Source organism: Pedobacter sp. AC212 (assembly GCF_979258625.1).
On sequence record NZ_OZ409870.1, the window covers coordinates 2,578,844 to 2,595,462 of the forward strand.

General features: G+C 39.4%; 9 protein-coding genes. 6 read left to right on the forward strand and 3 right to left on the reverse strand.

Translation table 11 applies throughout. The features are described 5' to 3' along the window. The first annotated feature begins 24 nt into the window (after positions 1 to 24). The 6 genes from ACZZZC_RS11265 to ACZZZC_RS11290 all read left to right on the forward strand — a co-directional run bounded on the left by ACZZZC_RS11265 (position 25) and on the right by ACZZZC_RS11290 (position 13,531). A complete protein-coding gene (locus ACZZZC_RS11265; protein WP_463487248.1) occupies positions 25 to 2,010 on the forward strand; it encodes a glycoside hydrolase family 97 protein in 1,986 nt (661 codons plus the stop codon). A gap of 220 nt (positions 2,011 to 2,230) precedes the next feature. Beyond that, positions 2,231 to 6,301 carry a hybrid sensor histidine kinase/response regulator transcription factor gene (locus tag ACZZZC_RS11270; RefSeq protein ID WP_463487249.1) on the forward strand — a complete coding sequence of 1,357 codons (4,071 nt, stop codon included), beginning with the start codon at positions 2,231 to 2,233 and terminating at the stop codon, positions 6,299 to 6,301. 56 nt (positions 6,302 to 6,357) lie between these two features. Further along, positions 6,358 to 8,013 (forward strand): alpha-L-fucosidase, encoded by a 1,656-nt coding sequence (locus ACZZZC_RS11275; protein ID WP_463487250.1) that lies wholly within the window; start codon positions 6,358 to 6,360, stop codon positions 8,011 to 8,013. A 55-nt stretch (positions 8,014 to 8,068) separates the two neighbouring features. Next, complete coding sequence (locus ACZZZC_RS11280) at positions 8,069 to 8,410, forward strand: L-rhamnose mutarotase (RefSeq protein ID WP_463487251.1); 342 nt, start codon at positions 8,069 to 8,071, stop codon at positions 8,408 to 8,410. 121 nt (positions 8,411 to 8,531) lie between these two features. Then, on the forward strand, positions 8,532 to 11,105 hold the full coding sequence (locus ACZZZC_RS11285; protein ID WP_463487252.1) for a helix-turn-helix domain-containing protein: 2,574 nt from the start codon (positions 8,532 to 8,534) through the stop codon (positions 11,103 to 11,105). A gap of 89 nt (positions 11,106 to 11,194) precedes the next feature. Continuing rightward, positions 11,195 to 13,531, forward strand: a complete 2,337-nt coding sequence (locus tag ACZZZC_RS11290; protein WP_463487253.1) for a glycoside hydrolase family 31 protein — start codon at positions 11,195 to 11,197, stop codon at positions 13,529 to 13,531. A gap of 138 nt (positions 13,532 to 13,669) precedes the next feature. On the opposite strand, the gene ACZZZC_RS11295 is transcribed toward ACZZZC_RS11290, so the two are convergent. The 3 genes from ACZZZC_RS11295 to ACZZZC_RS11305 all read right to left on the reverse strand — a co-directional run bounded on the left by ACZZZC_RS11295 (position 13,670) and on the right by ACZZZC_RS11305 (position 16,599). Next, complete coding sequence (locus ACZZZC_RS11295) at positions 13,670 to 14,035, reverse strand: hypothetical protein (protein WP_463487254.1); 366 nt, start codon at positions 14,033 to 14,035, stop codon at positions 13,670 to 13,672. 184 nt (positions 14,036 to 14,219) lie between these two features. Further along, a complete protein-coding gene (locus ACZZZC_RS11300) occupies positions 14,220 to 15,197 on the reverse strand; it encodes a family 43 glycosylhydrolase (RefSeq protein WP_463487255.1) in 978 nt (325 codons plus the stop codon). Beyond that, the gene (locus ACZZZC_RS11305; RefSeq protein WP_463487256.1) at positions 15,184 to 16,599 is read right to left on the reverse strand and encodes a glycoside hydrolase family 28 protein; all 1,416 of its coding nucleotides are present in this window, start codon (positions 16,597 to 16,599) and stop codon (positions 15,184 to 15,186) included. The genes ACZZZC_RS11300 and ACZZZC_RS11305 overlap by 14 nt, the downstream gene beginning before the upstream one ends. Between the last annotated feature and the right edge of the window lie 20 nt (positions 16,600 to 16,619).

Sequence of the window (16,619 nt, forward strand, 5' to 3'; positions counted from 1 at the left end):
AACCGCTAAAAATCAAAATTTTAAATGAATTTATATAAAAGTAAAGTGTACATCTTCAATCTTAGGTTTTCTGCGTTATTGATGTTAAATTTTTTATTGGGACTAACATTTATTCATGCGCAGAATAAAATTGTTCAGCGAAGCCCAGATCAGAAACTCAGCCTTGAGTTGGAGATAAAAGAAGGAAAACCGACCTATCAAATTACCTACAACGATAAAGTTTTTATGGGCAAATCTCCGCTCGGATTAATTACCTCTATAGGAGATTTTACCCAGGGTTTAAAACTCAAAAGTCATCAGGTGAAGCAAATTAAAGAGCGCTACAATTTATCACATTCCAAAGTAAGCAATGTAAATTATAACGCAAACGAATTAAGTTGTTGGCTGGTAAATTCGAAAAACGATGCTATTCAGATTATTTTTAGAATCACTAACCGAGACGTGGCTTTCAGCTATTACCTGCCGAAAAGCAAAAATGGCGGAACAGATGCAACAATTGAATCAGAAGCCACAGGTTTTCATTTACCAAATGGAAGTACAACTTTTATCAGTCCGCAGGCACCAGCTGGAAGCGGTTGGGAAAATACCAAACCCTCTTACGAAGAAGCTTACACCATTGAAGAGCCGATTAACACCAAATCTAAATACGGATTAGGTTACACTTATCCGGCGCTTTTCCATCTGGGCAACTCAGGCTGGATGATGATTTCTGAAACCGGAGTGGATCAAAATTATGTCGGAACGCGTTTAAGCGATTCGAAGGATGGACTTTACAAAGTTTCATTCCCTCAGTCAGGAGAAAATAGAGGTGTTGGTGCAAACACAGTTACGGCCAAATTGCCTTTTCAAACCTCCTGGAAAACAATTACCCTTGGTACAAATTTGAGTGCGATTGTTGAATCAACAGCAGCTACGGATGTGGCTAAACCATTGTCGGCACAAACAAAAATCTTTAACCCAGGAAGAGCAACCTGGAGCTGGATCGTTTGGCAGGATGCCAGCTGCAACTACGATGATCAAGTGACATTTATCGACCTTGCGGCTACTTTAAATTGCGAATACATTCTAATAGATGCTTTATGGGATACCCAAATTGGAAGGGAAAAAATGGCTGAACTGGTAAAGTATGCCAGTAAGAAAAATGTAGGCGTACTGCTTTGGTATAACTCTAACGGCAGTTGGAATAATGCACCACAAACACCAAAAAATTTAATGAACACTGCTGAAGCCAGACAAAATGAAATGGCCTGGTTGCAAAAGATAGGTGTTAAAGGCATGAAAGTGGATTTCTTTGGTGGCGATAAGCAGGTGACGATGAAGCTTTACCACGATATTTTAATGGATGCCGCGAAATTTGGATTAAGCGTTAACTTCCATGGCACAACCTTACCGAGGGGATGGGAACGCATGTATCCTGCGTTTGCCACAAGTGAATCGGTAATGGCATCAGAAAATTTAGTTTTTGAACAAAGTTTTGCCGATCGTTATGCACAAACGGCAACCATCTACCCGTTTACCCGAAATGCGGTTGCATCTATGGATTTCGGTCCTGTTTTTTTAAATGATAGGTTAAACCGAGACCCTAAAAAGGGTACCATACGCAAAACGACCGATGCCTTTGAAATTGCGACTGGCGTCTTGTTCTTTTCTGCAATACAGCATTGGGGAATTACACCAGAAAATCTAAAAGAAAAGCCATCTTTCCTGTTCGATTTCTTAAAGGTTGTTCCAACCGTTTGGGATGAAACAAAACTGATTGACGGTTACCCGGGGAAGTTTTGCATTCTGGCCAGACGGAAAGGTGTGAAATGGTATATCGCCGCTGTTAACGGAGAAAATACTGCAAAAAAAGTGAAAGTGACATTACCAATGCTAGCTGGTCAAAATGCAATAATTATCAGCGACGGTATTGGAAAGGACGTTAAATTAGATACTAAAAAGTTTGATCAGAATACGGTGTTTGAATTCGATCTGGCGCCAAATGGTGGAACAGTAATTTACATGAAATAAGTAATTGCTGGCTGCATGAATTTGAAATGATAGTTGGGTATTTGCTAAAATAAAATTAGGGAATAGGCCGAAAATAATTCCTTAAATTAAAAGACTAAAATCAGTCCATTTATAAATGTTATTTTAACGGTTATTGCTATATTTGAAAAGACCAAATATATCGCTGATACTATTTTTCCAGTTTTTCGCATGGAAACAGAATAGTCTCAACACAAAAGCTATGAATAAGAAAATCCACAAAAGTTTTATTAACAGACTGAAAGATTGTGGCTTTTTGAGTGGTCTTATTCTGGTGTTGCTATTTTACGTGTCCGCTCCCTCGTTTGCTCAGGAAGGAAAAACGAAATACCTTTCTTTACAAGATGGATTATCAAATCAGCAGGTTTTGGATGTCGTTCATGATCACGATGGATTTATTTGGGTAGCAACTGAATTAGGATTGAATCGTTTTTCGAGCAATTCGTTTAAACACTTTTACAAAGCGGAAAAGCCGGATGGTAAATCGGTAAATAGTAGTGAAATAAATACGCTTTTGTACGATAACCAAAAGCTTTATATTGGCACCCGATCTGATGGTTTAAACGTACTGGATTTAAAAACGAACACCTTTTCCTATTTTGTACATCACCCCAAGGATGAAAGTTCAATTTCGACGAACGACATTACTGATATCATCAAAAGTAAAAATGGAAAACTTTGGTTGGCTACATTTCACCAGGGGGTTCAACAATTTAATACGGCTTCAAAAAAGTTCCTCCATTTTAACCAGAAAAGTGTTCCTGCAATGCCAGAGAATAGTGTATGGTCGCTTGCTGAAGATAAAAACGGTCTCTTGTATATTGGCCATGTAAATAAAGGGGTTTCGATATTAAATCCGGTAACCAAAGAACTTCAACTGCTGGATGTAAAAACTACGGGTGGAATTCTGCCAGATAATGAAGTGAAATCGCTCTTTTGTGATAGCAAAAATAACATCTGGATTGGCACGAGAAAAGGGCTCGCTGTTTATAACCCGGTTTCAAAAAAACTGAATCAAGTTAAACTCAGGAGTAAGTCGATTAAACGTAATGAACCGTTTATCTTTTCCATTAAAGAGGTACAACATCAAATTTGGGTGGGGGCAGAGTCTTCTCAGTTATTTGCTTTAACGCCTAATTTCAATATTAATAATGATGAAATTTCTTACAGCGTGTCGCTGCCGTTGGCGCTTACTCATGGAAGCAATACCTCTGTCCAAAACATCGATCAGGATCAGTTTGGGAATGTTTGGTTAGCCATTTATAGTGGTGGTTTGGCCTTTTCCTCTCACCTAAAACCGTTTTTTTCTATTCTTCCACAGCAAGAATCTTCGAGCGAAAGAAATAAAACGGCTACCGTTACAGCCGTCATTAACGATCAGCAAAACAAAACCTTGCTGGCTACTACCGGTGAAGGTATTCTACAGATAGACAATAATGGCCGTGTTGATCATATCAATGCCAATAATAGCTTGCTGGGAGATGATTTCCTTTTGTCGGGTTTTGAAGATGAAAGCGGCAATAAATGGTTTGGTTTACAAAAGGGAGGCGTTTCCTGTTATCAACCAGCTAGCAATAGCTGGAAGAAAATTGATGGCGGAAAACGGATGTCGGAAGTTAGGGCAATTATGCAGGATAGCCGAAAAAATATTTGTTTTGCCGCTCAGGAAGGCCTATTTATTCTCGCTCAGGGGATAGACACGCTGCGGAAAATCATCATCACCACGCCGATGATGGGCGATTTTTCTCCACGAACTTTGGTCGAAGACCATCTTGGTAATATGTGGGTGGGCACTTATGGCCAGGGGATTTATATTTACGATCGAAACTGGAAACTAATCAAACGCGTCAGCAAAGCGGAAGGATTGGTCAGTAATACCATCAACCATGTGTATCGCGATTCGGAAAATACGATTTGGATTGCGACAAATGAAGGTTTGTCTTATCAATCATCGGGCAATCAGCTGGGGAAAATTGAAACTCTTCCACTTCATCTCGGAGATGCCTGGCTAACGATCAATTCCATCACGGAAAGCCCGAAAGGAAATATTTGGTGTGCAACGAAATTGGGGTTAATCCGTTACCTTCCGGCTCAAAAAAGGCTTTTAAGCTACGATCAGGCCTTTGGATTGCCACTCGGCGGCTTCATCAACAACAGCGTATCCAAAGATAAAAACGGACGACTCTTTTTCGGAATGCCGAGTGGTGCTTGTTATTTTGATCCAGTAAACATCCCGTTAAAACTTCCTTCATCACCAATTAACATCAGCCGACTGATGGTTTTCAACACGGATGAACGCAGGGCACAAACTGAAAAATTTCCAGATGCTGAAGAAAGAATTCATCTGAAGCACGGCGAAAACAGCTTCCGCATAGAATTGGCTGTGATGGATTATGCCATGAATGATCTTTTGGAATTCAGTTATAAGTTGCAGGGCTTTGATAACAAATGGATTTCTCTCGGTGATGAAAAAAATATAGATTTCCGCAGTATTCCCTACGGCAGTTATGAACTTAAAATCAGAACCAGACAAAAAAATGAGCAGTGGTCTGAAGATTATGAAAGCCTCCACATCACGATTAAGCCGCCTTTTTACCTAAGCATATTGGCCATTGCATTTTATATCGTTGTGGTTTTGGCCACCGTAATTGCATTCTTTTTCTTTTACATTAAACGAATAAATGCAGAAGCGCAACTCAGTTTAAAAAAGCAGCAACTGGAACAAGAAGGAAATTTGCATACCGAAAGGATGAATTTCTATACCAATATTACGCATGAATTACGCACACCGCTAACATTGATTTTAGGTCCGCTGGAAGATCTTTTGCATGAAAACCAACTGTCGCCTAAACACCGGGAACGCCTTTCAATTGTTCAAAAAAGTGCCACCAGGCTATTTTCAATGGTTAATCAACTGTTGGAATTTAGAAAAGTTGAATCTCAACATAAACCACTTGCTTTGCAGCCTGGATTTTTAAGACAACTTTTAGAAGAGATTGTTCAAAAATATGTTGAGGCTAGTCAAAGCAAAAATATCAACATCAGTTTAACGGCCAACGGTGAAGATTTTGAAACCATGTTCGATCGAGAGATTGTACAACTCATTGTCGACAACCTCTTATCAAACGCTTGCAAACACACAAAGGCTGGCAGCGTAATGGTTTCTTTAGATTATGAACAAAATAGCCAGGGAAACTGGGCAGTTATAAAAGTGAAAGATACAGGTTGTGGAATAGCGTCAGCACATCTGGAAAAAATATTTGAAAAGTTTTATCAGGTTCCTCAAAATACAGGCGATGGCGCTGGTGTCGGTTTATCACTGGTGAAACAGTTGGCCGCCATCCATCACGGGCAGGTGAGTGTAAAAAGTGAATTGGATTGGGGAAGCGAGTTCAGTGTCAGGTTATTGACTAATCCGGTATCGCCCCAAATTCCTTATCTATCCGAACAAAATGCGGTGCTTGATGAACAAAAGACACCACAGATAGAATCATTGCCAATGGTTTTGCTGGTAGAAGACGATGTTGACTTGCGGGCTTATTTATCTACTTTATTAGCATCAAAATACAATGTGATTACTGCAGAGAATGGTAAGCAAGGCTTTCAGCTAGCAAAAAGCCATGTTCCGGATATCATTGTAAGCGATTTAATGATGCCTGAAATGGACGGGTTTGCCATGCTACAGGCTTTGAAACTGGAACGCGAAACCAGCCATATTCCAACAATTTTACTCACTGCAAAAAGTTCTGAAACGGATAAACACCGTGGCTACGAGTTGGGTTTGGATTCCTATCTCACCAAACCGATTAGCACACAATTGCTTTATGGAAGGATAGATAATTTGCTTTCCAAACGGAAAAGTTTATATGACGAAGTTCTGTCTCAGTTATCTAATCAAATAAAAAGTGCAGAAGTTATAGCTGCTGAAGTGGAAACCGACCCCTGGCGTGAAAACGATTTTGTTAAGGAGTTTGCAAATTTAGTAGAAAGATTAATGCATCAGGAAGTTTTGGACGCTGCTACTTTGGCCGAAAAGATGAATATGAGCCAATCGACTCTGTACAGAAAATTGAAAGCGCTAACGGGAAAAAACATTAATCAACTGGTAAGAAAAGTGAGAATGCAAAAGGCAGCTCAATTGCTTGATTCGGGGAAATACAACATCAACGAAGTATCGTTCATGGTGGGAATAAACAGTTCCATATATTTCAGGCAGTGTTTCAAAGAGGAGTTTGGTCAGCTTCCTTCAGAGTATCAAAAAAATAAAGTGTAAACAAGGAATAATATCGAAGACGCTAATCAAATATTATCCTAAACCTATAAATCACAATGAATAGACGAGATTTAATTAAGCAGCTTGCCATTGGAGTGCCGGCTTTAGCATTGGGAAAAAATCTGAATGCAGCCCAAAACATTTTCAATGCACCAGGAATAGGATACCTGCCGGGTCCGTTCAAGCCGACCTGGGAATCACTTTCTGCCTACAAAACACCAGATTGGTTCCGCAATGCAAAGTTTGGAATCTGGGCACATTGGGGTCCGCAATGCGAACCTGAGTATGGAGATTGGTATGCCCGGGAAATGTATATGGAGGGGAGCAAGAAGTATAAATACCACCTTGAAAAATATGGACATCCTTCTAAATTTGGTTTTAAAGACGTAATCAATGAATGGAAAGCCGACCAATGGAATCCGGAGGAGCTGCTAAGCTTGTATAAAAAAGCAGGAGCAAAATATTTTATGGCGCTCGCCAATCACCACGATAATTTTGATCTGTATAAAAGTACTTATCAGAAAAAATGGAACGCCACCCAAATTGGCCCAAAGAAGGATATTATAAAAGGTTGGGAAAAAGCAGCCCGGGCAAATGGAATGTATTTCGGCGTGAGCGTTCATGCAGCACATGCCTGGACCTGGCTAGAAACTGCCCAGCGTGCTGATTTGAAAGGTGATTTAGCGGGCGTTCCTTATGATGGAAAGCTAACAGCTGCCGATGGAAAAGGGAAATGGTGGGATGGTCTCAATCCACAGGATTTGTATGCTCAAAATCATCCGCTTAGCGAAGATAGTCAGGATAACGATGCTTCTGGCAAACAGTGGGATTGGGGTAACGGAGCCGCTATCCCTTCCAAAGCCTACTGCGAAAAGTTTTACAATCGTACCGTAGAACTGATTGATAACTATGGTCCTGATCTTATTTATTTCGATGATACTGCCTTACCACTCTGGCCAGTGAGCGACGTCGGATTGCGTTTAGCGTCTTACATGTATAATAAAAGTATTCAGAAAAATAACAAACTTGAAGCGGTCATTTTCGGGAAGATACTGGATAAACAGCAGCGTAAATGTATGGTTTGGGATATTGAACGCGGCCATAGCAATGAAATAGAACCTTTGCCATGGCAGGCCGATACTTGCATCGGTTCCTGGCATTACGACAGAACCATATACAATAAAAAAAGCTATAAAAGCGCAAAAACCGTAGTGCAGATTATGGCCGATGTAGTGAGTAAAAACGGTAATTTTCTGCTGAGCATCCCTGTGCGTGGCAACGGCAGTATTGATGAATTGGAACGAGCCATTGTAGAAGAGGTTGGAGAATGGATGCAAGCCAATAGTGATGCGATTTATGATACCCGGCCATGGAAAGTTTTTGGTGAGGGACCTTCAACTGAAAATAATCAGGCTTTAAAAGATCAGGGTTTTAATGAAGGTAAAAGTAAGCCTTTTACCCCGGAAGATATTCGTTTCACCACCAAGGGAAATGCAATTTATGCCGTGGTGATGGCCTGGCCAGAAAATGGTATCGTACAGATAAAATCGATGAAACAAGGAAGCAGTTATTTGGAAAAAGCGATTAGCAATGTAGACTTATTAGGTACGGGGCAAAAGCTTTCGTTTAAACAGAATGAAAATTATCTGGAGATCGACATCAAAGATTATAAACCTAAACTTGCTTACACCTTTGCTTTGAAAATTGTTTAATTAAGCCAAGAGGCAGATAACTATTGGGTTATTGATGACATCACAATTTATAGCTATGAAAAAATATGCACTTGCGCTTGATCTGGTAAACGATGAAAAACTGATCAGTGAATATGAGGAATACCACAAAAATGGCTGGCCGGAAATCACCAAAAGTATAGTAAATTCTGGCATTACCTCAATGGAAATCTATCGCATTTCGAACCGTTTATTTATGGTGATGGAAACAACAGATGACTTTACGTTTGAAAATAAGAAGATGATGGACGAAGCAAATGAGAAGGTATTGGAATGGGAAGCGTTGATGTGGAAATTTCAACAACCTTTGCCCGGGTCGGCACCAGGGGAAAAATGGCAATTAATGAAACAGGTTTTTGAGTTAAATCCAAATAAATAATACTGCAAACGAAAACCGCATTGATGTTTGAATAATTGCTAAACCTATTCACTGATAGCTGCGACTTAATTTCAGCATTTAAAACGAAATCTTTAAAGGCAACAAAACTTAAATCCTATAAATGAAGCCGATTTTACTGACCATTGTATTGCTGCTGAATTTAATGCCAAAGCTATTTGCTCAGGATTTCGTTTTTTCACCTCTAACCGTTTCACAGGGACTAAGTGATAACCAAATAAGGTACATCATCCAGCTTCCAGACGGCCGAATGGTTTTTAAAACCAGTGGGAACCTCAATATTTTTGATGGTTCGCGTTTTACCTATATTCATGATAAAAGTAAGCAAGGCTATGCGTTGAAAAGTTACGATGGTTTCTATCGGATTTACCAGAGTGGGGATTCCATTCTCTGGATAAAAGATCATCATAAGTTAATGCGGGTTGATTTGTATGAAGGAAAATACCAATCAAACCTTAACCGCTATTTCGAAATTGCTGGCTTTAACGGCGCAATTGATGATTTTTTTCTAGATTCAGATAGTAGAATGTGGCTTCTTAACAACCAAAAGTTACAGTCGAAAAATCATCAATATTCAATAGATCTAGATCATAATGTTGGGCTACTGCAAGATGTGAGTAATGAAAGAGACGATTTATTTCTTTTTTACAGCACCGGCGAAGTAATTTGCTACAATTTGAAAGCAAAGCGCCAGCAATTTAAACTGGCTGCATATCCTGCTGCTCAACAGTCTAAATTTCAAAGTACATCACTTGTGGTGAAGGCGAAAAATGGATTTTATCAACTTCGGAATGGGAGTAATGGTGGCTGCTTCTTTTTTGATATCCGTAAACGCGATTGGAAAAAAGTATTGGAAACGCCATATCACCTCAATACTCTGGTGGTAGATGGGGATGGAAAAGCAACCATCAGCTGTGCGAATGGAGTTTGGATTGTGGATGTAAAGCATAACAAAAGCCAGTATATTCCAGTTATTGAGCAGGCAGATGGAACTAAACTCAATACAGAAATAAGTACGCTATTATACGATAAACAAGGTGGTTTATGGCTCGGAACTGCTAATCAAGGATTATTATACCATCATCCGCATCGGTATTTATTTAACACCGTAAAAAAATCTTCGTTTCCTGGTAGTACTTTTAAAGAGGTGATGGTTCAGTCATTTACCGAAGATGATCTCAGCAACATCTATGTTAAAACGCAGTCTGGAGTATATTTGTACAAGCCCGGAGTTGGAAACGAAGATTCGCTACGACCTCCGCCCCCAAAGTTAATTCCTTCTGGAGTAATTAAAGGTTTGAAAAAGGAGGTATTAAACTTGCCTGGCAACCAAACAGCCAAATTTAAAGATAGTAAGGGTTGGATTTGGACGGGCACCACAGATGGTTTGAGTGTATTAAATCCTGTTACTGGTAAGGAACAATTTTTCTATACTCAAAACGGGCTCTCCAACAACTTCATACAATCGATTTTTGAAGATAGCCGTAAAAATATTTGGATTGCCACAAGTTATGGAATTAACCGGGTGCAACTTAGTAAAGCTGCAAAAGATATCACATTTATCAACTACGATGCTTCGACAGGTGCCTTGGAAGGCGAATACTTGCGAAATGCTGTATTTGAAAGCAAAAATGGAACACTTTACTTTGGTGGCGTAAATGGCTTTTCGGTTTTAAACCAAAATATTGCACAGAATGATAAATTACCATTTAAACCGGTTTTTACTGATTTTTTGGTGCATGGAAAGAAGATAGATGTTGAAGGGGATAATAATATCTTGGACAAAACGGTGCCTTATACTAGCGGCTTAGTTTTACTATACGACCAAAATTTTCTCACCTTCCGTTTTTCGGCACTTAATTATCAAAATCCTGCCCAAACTTACTATCGTTACAAACTGATCGGTATAGACCAGGAGTGGAGAGAAAACCGAAGTGCACAGGGAAACGATTTTTCTGGAAGGGATGGAGTGCTCACAATAGCTTACACTAATCTTCCGCCAGGAAAATATGAACTTCAGGTAATGGCTTCTACTACCAATTTGGAATGGCCAGGAGAAATCACCACAATCAACCTAACCATTAATCCTCCATGGTGGCGAACTACGGGGGCATATTTTTGCTATTTTGGTTTAATGGTTGTAGCCATTTGGCTTAGTATTAGGTTTTATTTGCGTAACGCTAGAAAAAATGCAGAACGAAATCGGAGGGAAGATCTTCTCCTGCTCAGAATTAGGAGCTTAATTGATCAGCAAAATTTATTAAGTGGGAAACTCGAATTTGCAAATCCTTCTTCCCCGCCAAGAACAGAAATTCCTCAGTCCACGGAAAACATGAACCCGATGGAAGCTGCGTTTTTAAAGAAAGCAATGTTGCTGGTCGAGAATAATTTAAATGTAAGCGACTATTCTGTTGAGCAGCTTAGCAGCGATTTGAATATGGACCGCACCGGGTTGTATCGCAAATTGATTACCTTACTTGATAAATCTCCCTCGTTATTTATCCGCAACATCAGGTTGGAAAAAGCTGCAGAATTACTTCTTGAAGGAACCCTTAATATTTCTGAAATTGCCGATCGTGTAGGCTTTAGCAGTTCGAGCTATTTGAGCAAATGCTTTCAGGAACGTTATGGCTGTAAACCTTCTGAATATGCTCAAAACGTGAAAAAATCAACCTAAATACCAAAAAATTCAACATTGGTGTTGTCTCTATCGAGGTTATTGAATCTATTTTTGCTGTCATCAAATACCAAATATAAACCTATAATATGAGAATTTATCAAAGGCTTTATTTTATGACGGCAGTGCTAATGCTGACTTTCTCGGGAGATTTAAACGCACAGTCAGTTCAAAAACTTCCGCAGGGAATTTCCTTTTCCACCCAGGGGATGGATATTAAAATTGAATATTATTCGCCGAGCATTGTGCGTGTGTTTAAAACGCCTGGTGGAAAACCTTACGACAAAAAGAGCCTCTCTGTGGTTGGTAAAGCGGTGAAAACCCCGGTTGAATTTTCTCAGATGGGAAAAAATACGTTGATTAAAAGTGATTCAATTCAGGTAGAAGTAAACGTAGAAACAGGTGGTATTTATTTTTCAGATCGTTCGGGAAATAAATTGTTGAATGATAAAGATTATGGAACACAATTTTCTCCCGTAGATGATGCTGGTACACCATCGTTTAAAGTTCGAAATGGTTTTTTGCTGGATAAAGATGAGGCGATTTACGGCGTAGGACAAGTTCTGGATAACAAGTTTAACCGCCGCAATTCTGCTCATCACATGCAAAATGAAAATATGTCAACCTATTCGCCGTTTTTTCATTCGGTAAAGGGTTATGGCGTTTTTTGGGATAACTATTCCATTTCAGAATTTAATGATAATCCTCAGGAACTTTCTTTTGAAGGTTTAGGTCACTGTTCAGATTACTATTTTATGTACGGTAAAAATGCGGATGGCGTAATTTCAAAAGTGCGAACTTTAACGGGGAAAGCTCCCATGCTTCCATTGTGGGCATATGGTTTTTTTCAGAGTAAGGAGCGATATAATAGTCAGGATGAAAGTTTAAATGTGTTAAAAAAGTATCGCGATTTAAAAGTTCCGCTTGATGTAGTAATCCAGGACTGGCGTTACTGGCCCGAATATAACAAAAGTGATAGCGCATGGAACTCTCAAAGTTTTGATAAAGAACGCTTTCCAGATCCAAAAAAATGGGTGGATCAGATTCATCAGTTAAATGCTAAACTCCTTATCGTTACGTGGCCTGGCTTTGGTCCAAAAACGGATCAGCGCAAAGAGTTCGATAGTAAAAAGATGATCATTAATTTTGATACCTGGCCACCAAACAGTGGGGCGAGGCCTTACGATGTTTTCAACCCTAAGGCATTAGATATTTATTGGAAATATCTGGATAAAGGTATTTTTAGCTATATCGGAAACGATGGTTGGTGGCTGGATTCTACAGAGCCGGATCACATCAATAAAAAAGAATCTGATTTCGATTTGCCCACTTACCTTGGCAGTTACCGAAGTGTAAAAAATGGTTTCAGCCTGATGCATAATAAAGGGATCGCAACCCATCAGCGGGAAACGAACAACCAGAAAAGGGGCGTCATTCTCACGAGATCTGGCTTTATCGGTCAGCAGTTGTATGGTTCTAATACCTGGAGTGGCGACGTAAGTTCTACCTGGGATATGCTCGAAAAACAAATTCCTGCGGCTTTGAATTACACGCTTATGGGCATTCCGAACTGGAACAGCGATATAGGTGGCTTTTTCGCCGGTCGCTGGCGTAATGGAGGTGGAAATAAAAATCCCGAATTTCAGGAACTTTACGTTCGCTGGATGCAGTTTGGAACTTTTAGTCCTATGATGCGTTCTCATGGAACAGACTTGCCAAGAGAAATCTGGAATTTTGGCGACCGCGGTACCTGGTGTTTTGATGCACAGGAAAAGTTTATCAAGCTCCGCTACAGCTTGTTACCTTACATTTATAGCACTTCGTGGGATGTAAGTAAAAATGATGGAACCTTTATGCGTCCGCTGGTGATGGATTTTGCTGCCGATAAAAAAACACATGAAATCGGTCATCAATATCTGTTTGGCCGATCGATTTTGGTTGCTCCGGTAACGAAATATCAGGCTAAAAAATGGCCTGTATATTTGCCAGAGGGAAGCGGTTGGTATAATTTCTGGACTAACCAATATTACAACGGTGGGAGAGAGGTAAACACTGATGCGCCAATAAACGTCGTTCCACTTTATGTTAAGGCTGGATCAATTATTCCAATCGGGCCGGATGTGCAATACTCAACAGAAAAAAAATGGGATAATTTAACTGTTCGTGTTTATGGTGGGGCCGACGGTGAATTTGTATTGTACGAAGATGAAAATGATAACTATAATTATGAAAAAGGAAAGTTCTCTACCATCACATTTAAATGGAATAATCAAGAAAAAACATTAAGTGTAGGCGATAGAACCGGTAGTTTCAAAGGGATGTTAGGTGCCAGGAAATTTAATGTGGTATTAATTGCTGATGGTAAATCGGCTGGGCGTTCGAAGTCGATTACCTACAATGGAAAGTTGATTAATATGAAGCTTTAATTCGAGGCTAGCCAATCTCGACTGCACAAATAAAAGTAATTTGAAGGGTTAGCAATTCAGAATGTTGCTAACCCTTAAGTTTTGATCTATTTGCTCTGACTCTTGTGAATTTTCTTGATAATAAGAAATAACACTGCGCTAATAATTGTCTACCAGTTGTTCCGGTTGCGGGCTGATGATCAGTTCCTGGTCTGGGACCCAATTAATATCACAGTCAATAAGTTGAACGTAGTTTGCAATAATATTCATCAGCTTGTAATACTCTGCATTAATTTGCGGTTGCAATTTCCCAAAGCTGATTACAAGGGTGTTTTCAATCAATAATGATTGAACATTGAAAGCAAAAGAATCATTTTCCAACCATTCAAAATTCTGATCAGATAATAAGGCTATCGAACAGTCAACTTTCCATTTCCGGCGAGACGCTGTTACGTGGTAAGTTAGCTGGAAATCTAGTATTCCATCATTGGTCGAATCAAAAAGTATATTAACCTTCTTTCTCATTTAACGTTTACAGTAAGCATGTTTCCATATTTAAAAAGACCCCTAAAAAATATTGGGAAGAATTAATTTTAAATTATGGCTGGCTTGATGTCTATTGTAAATTGTAAAAAAAAGACGTCGGTTTACTAAATCTGAGCTACTTTATTTGCGTAAACGTTTACGTAAAAACTCCCATTTGCTTAGCTCAATTAATACGCTTCGTTTTCACCGGAACAACCTTCATGAGTTGGTTTTTATTGTCGTATTTAAGGCTATCCAAACAAAGTTCTCTAAGCACATACTTTTCCTTTTGCGGAACAATGCGATGGTATAAAACGTAATCCTGTTTTCCTAAAGTGACTACGGTATGATGACCGGGGCCAATTGTTGCTGTACCAGGTATAGTTGAAAGAATTGGACTATTTTTTCCTTTTAGAAAAGGACCAAAGGGCGTTTTGCCTACTGCATATCCTATTCGATAGGTTTCATCAATTGCTTTTCCTTCAGAAAACATCAGCAAGTATTCGTTATTTCTTTTAATCAGGTGTGGTGCTTCGAAATAACCTGGTGGTGTTACCTCCACTGGCTTATTTACAAAACTGAACATATCTGGCTTTAACTTTACAGCCATGCATTTTCCATTAATCCAGTTAAATCCTGAACCCCAGTAGAGAAAAGCATCGCCGTCATCGTCAATAAAACAATCAGCATCAATGTTATGAACGGCAGGAAAATCCTTCGCAGCAATTAGCGGCGTGTTATCTTTTTTAAGGTTTTTCCACGGCCCCAAAGGCTGATCACTTACTCCAGCCCAAACCTCGCTCCCGACAGATACGTACATGTAAAACTTCTTATCTTTACCTCTTACAACAGAAGGTGCCCAAACCATCGAATTATTGGAGGTTGGGCTGTTACAGGCTTTTTTGGTTGGCCAATTTAAATGGTGGCGTGTGAAGTTAACAAAGTCTTTCGTTTCAAAAACAGCCAGTTCATCTCCGCCCCATGGATCAATAGTGGCATAAATATAATAGGTGCCATTTTGCTTTACAACCGTTGGATCGGCAAAATACCCGGGGATAATAGGATTACTTACCTGCTGCGCCATCGATGATAGCGAAATAAGCATCAGCATCAGCAATGCTGAAAAACTGCCAATATTTTTGTTGTTTCTATTTATCCGCATCTCTTTCTGTAAAATTAACTGATTTAATTTTAGTTACATTCTTTGTTTCCAATGCTTTACCTGCATAAGAAGGTTTGGCTTTACCCCAGATTACTTCGCTGTTTTGTAAACTGATGTAGCCTGTATTTTCGAAATAAAAACCAGCAATATCACTTTTTACCAACCCCTCTACATTGCTTGGCCTGCGGTCATAAACTCCGCCAGGCTGCTTAGTTGTTTTCTCCATTGCAACAGTTACCTGATCAAAATAAATGTTCGAAATCTTGTCAGGATTTTCGCCGCTAATGTAGACCCCACCTTCTCCAGTGCATCTAATATTGGAGAAATAAATGTTTGTTACACCACCCACACGGCCTTTTGTTTCACCTTTCGGTAACCGCCAGCCCGCATCTTTGTTATTGCTTGTTGCTCGTGGGTACGCGGTAATGTAAATAGGCTCGGCTTTGCCCCACCATACATCTGAGAATAATTTGGATTCGATAACCAGATTTGAAAAAATTACATCGCTTACCGTTCCTTCATCTCTGTTTTGAATGCCTATGCCTCGATTACTATTAACAATATTACAGTTGTTGATCAGTACTTTACTAATGCGGTCCATATTCTCGGAGCCAATTTTAATGGCGCAAGAGCTGGAAGTCATGGTACAATTGCTAATAACAATATTTTCGCATGGATCATATTTTTCAAATTCGCGTCTGTTTTTTAGGCAGATACAATCATCTCCCGATTCGATATAACAATTGGTAATCCGTACATTTTTACTATGATCGATATCGATACCATCGCTATTTCTAATTTTGATACTGTTGAGCAACGTGATATTTGAAATCGCAACATCATCACAACCTATTAAATGAACGGTCCAGTAAGCAGAGTTTTTAAAAGTAACGCCATCGATATTTAATTTTTTGCAACCAATTAAGGTAAGTAGATGTGGCCGTGGATCGACAACATTAAAAGGTTTGAGCACATAAGAATCGTCTAGTTCTTCTCCCATAAATGAAATGCCATTTCCGTCAATTTCACCGCTACCCGTAATACTTACCTGCTGTAAATCTTTTCCACCAATCCATACGGTTCCTTCACCTTTGTTATCGCCAAAGGCACTTTCCGTATAAAGTTTTTCATCCGGACTTGCTAAAATTTTGGCTCCGCCTTCTACTCTTAACTCTACAAATGATTTTAAGTTGAAGGGCCCCGAAAGATAAACATGCCCGGCGGGAACAACTACCTGGCCACCGCCAGCTTTTGAACACGCATCGATAGCTTTTTGAATCGCCACTGCATCATTGGTTTTGCCATTGCCAACGGCACCATAGGTTTTAATATTGAATTTCGATTGCGCATTGGCAAAAAAGCCCGAAAGAAGGAAGATTGCTAGAATTAATTTTAACTTCATCTATATTATATTTAGCGTAC

What these genes read in the sequence shown, in the direction of transcription:
- ACZZZC_RS11265 (WP_463487248.1), top strand. Translation starts at nt 25, where the DNA reads ATGAATTTATATAAAAGTAAAGTGTACATCTTCAATCTTAGGTTTTCT.
- ACZZZC_RS11270 (WP_463487249.1), top strand. Translation starts at nt 2,231, where the DNA reads ATGAATAAGAAAATCCACAAAAGTTTTATTAACAGACTGAAAGATTGT.
- ACZZZC_RS11275 (WP_463487250.1), top strand. Translation starts at nt 6,358, where the DNA reads ATGAATAGACGAGATTTAATTAAGCAGCTTGCCATTGGAGTGCCGGCT.
- ACZZZC_RS11280 (WP_463487251.1), top strand. Translation starts at nt 8,069, where the DNA reads ATGAAAAAATATGCACTTGCGCTTGATCTGGTAAACGATGAAAAACTG.
- ACZZZC_RS11285 (WP_463487252.1), top strand. Translation starts at nt 8,532, where the DNA reads ATGAAGCCGATTTTACTGACCATTGTATTGCTGCTGAATTTAATGCCA.
- ACZZZC_RS11290 (WP_463487253.1), top strand. Translation starts at nt 11,195, where the DNA reads ATGAGAATTTATCAAAGGCTTTATTTTATGACGGCAGTGCTAATGCTG.
- ACZZZC_RS11295 (WP_463487254.1), bottom strand. Translation starts at nt 14,035, where the DNA reads ATGAGAAAGAAGGTTAATATACTTTTTGATTCGACCAATGATGGAATA.
- ACZZZC_RS11300 (WP_463487255.1), bottom strand. Translation starts at nt 15,197, where the DNA reads ATGCGGATAAATAGAAACAACAAAAATATTGGCAGTTTTTCAGCATTG.
- ACZZZC_RS11305 (WP_463487256.1), bottom strand. Translation starts at nt 16,599, where the DNA reads ATGAAGTTAAAATTAATTCTAGCAATCTTCCTTCTTTCGGGCTTTTTT.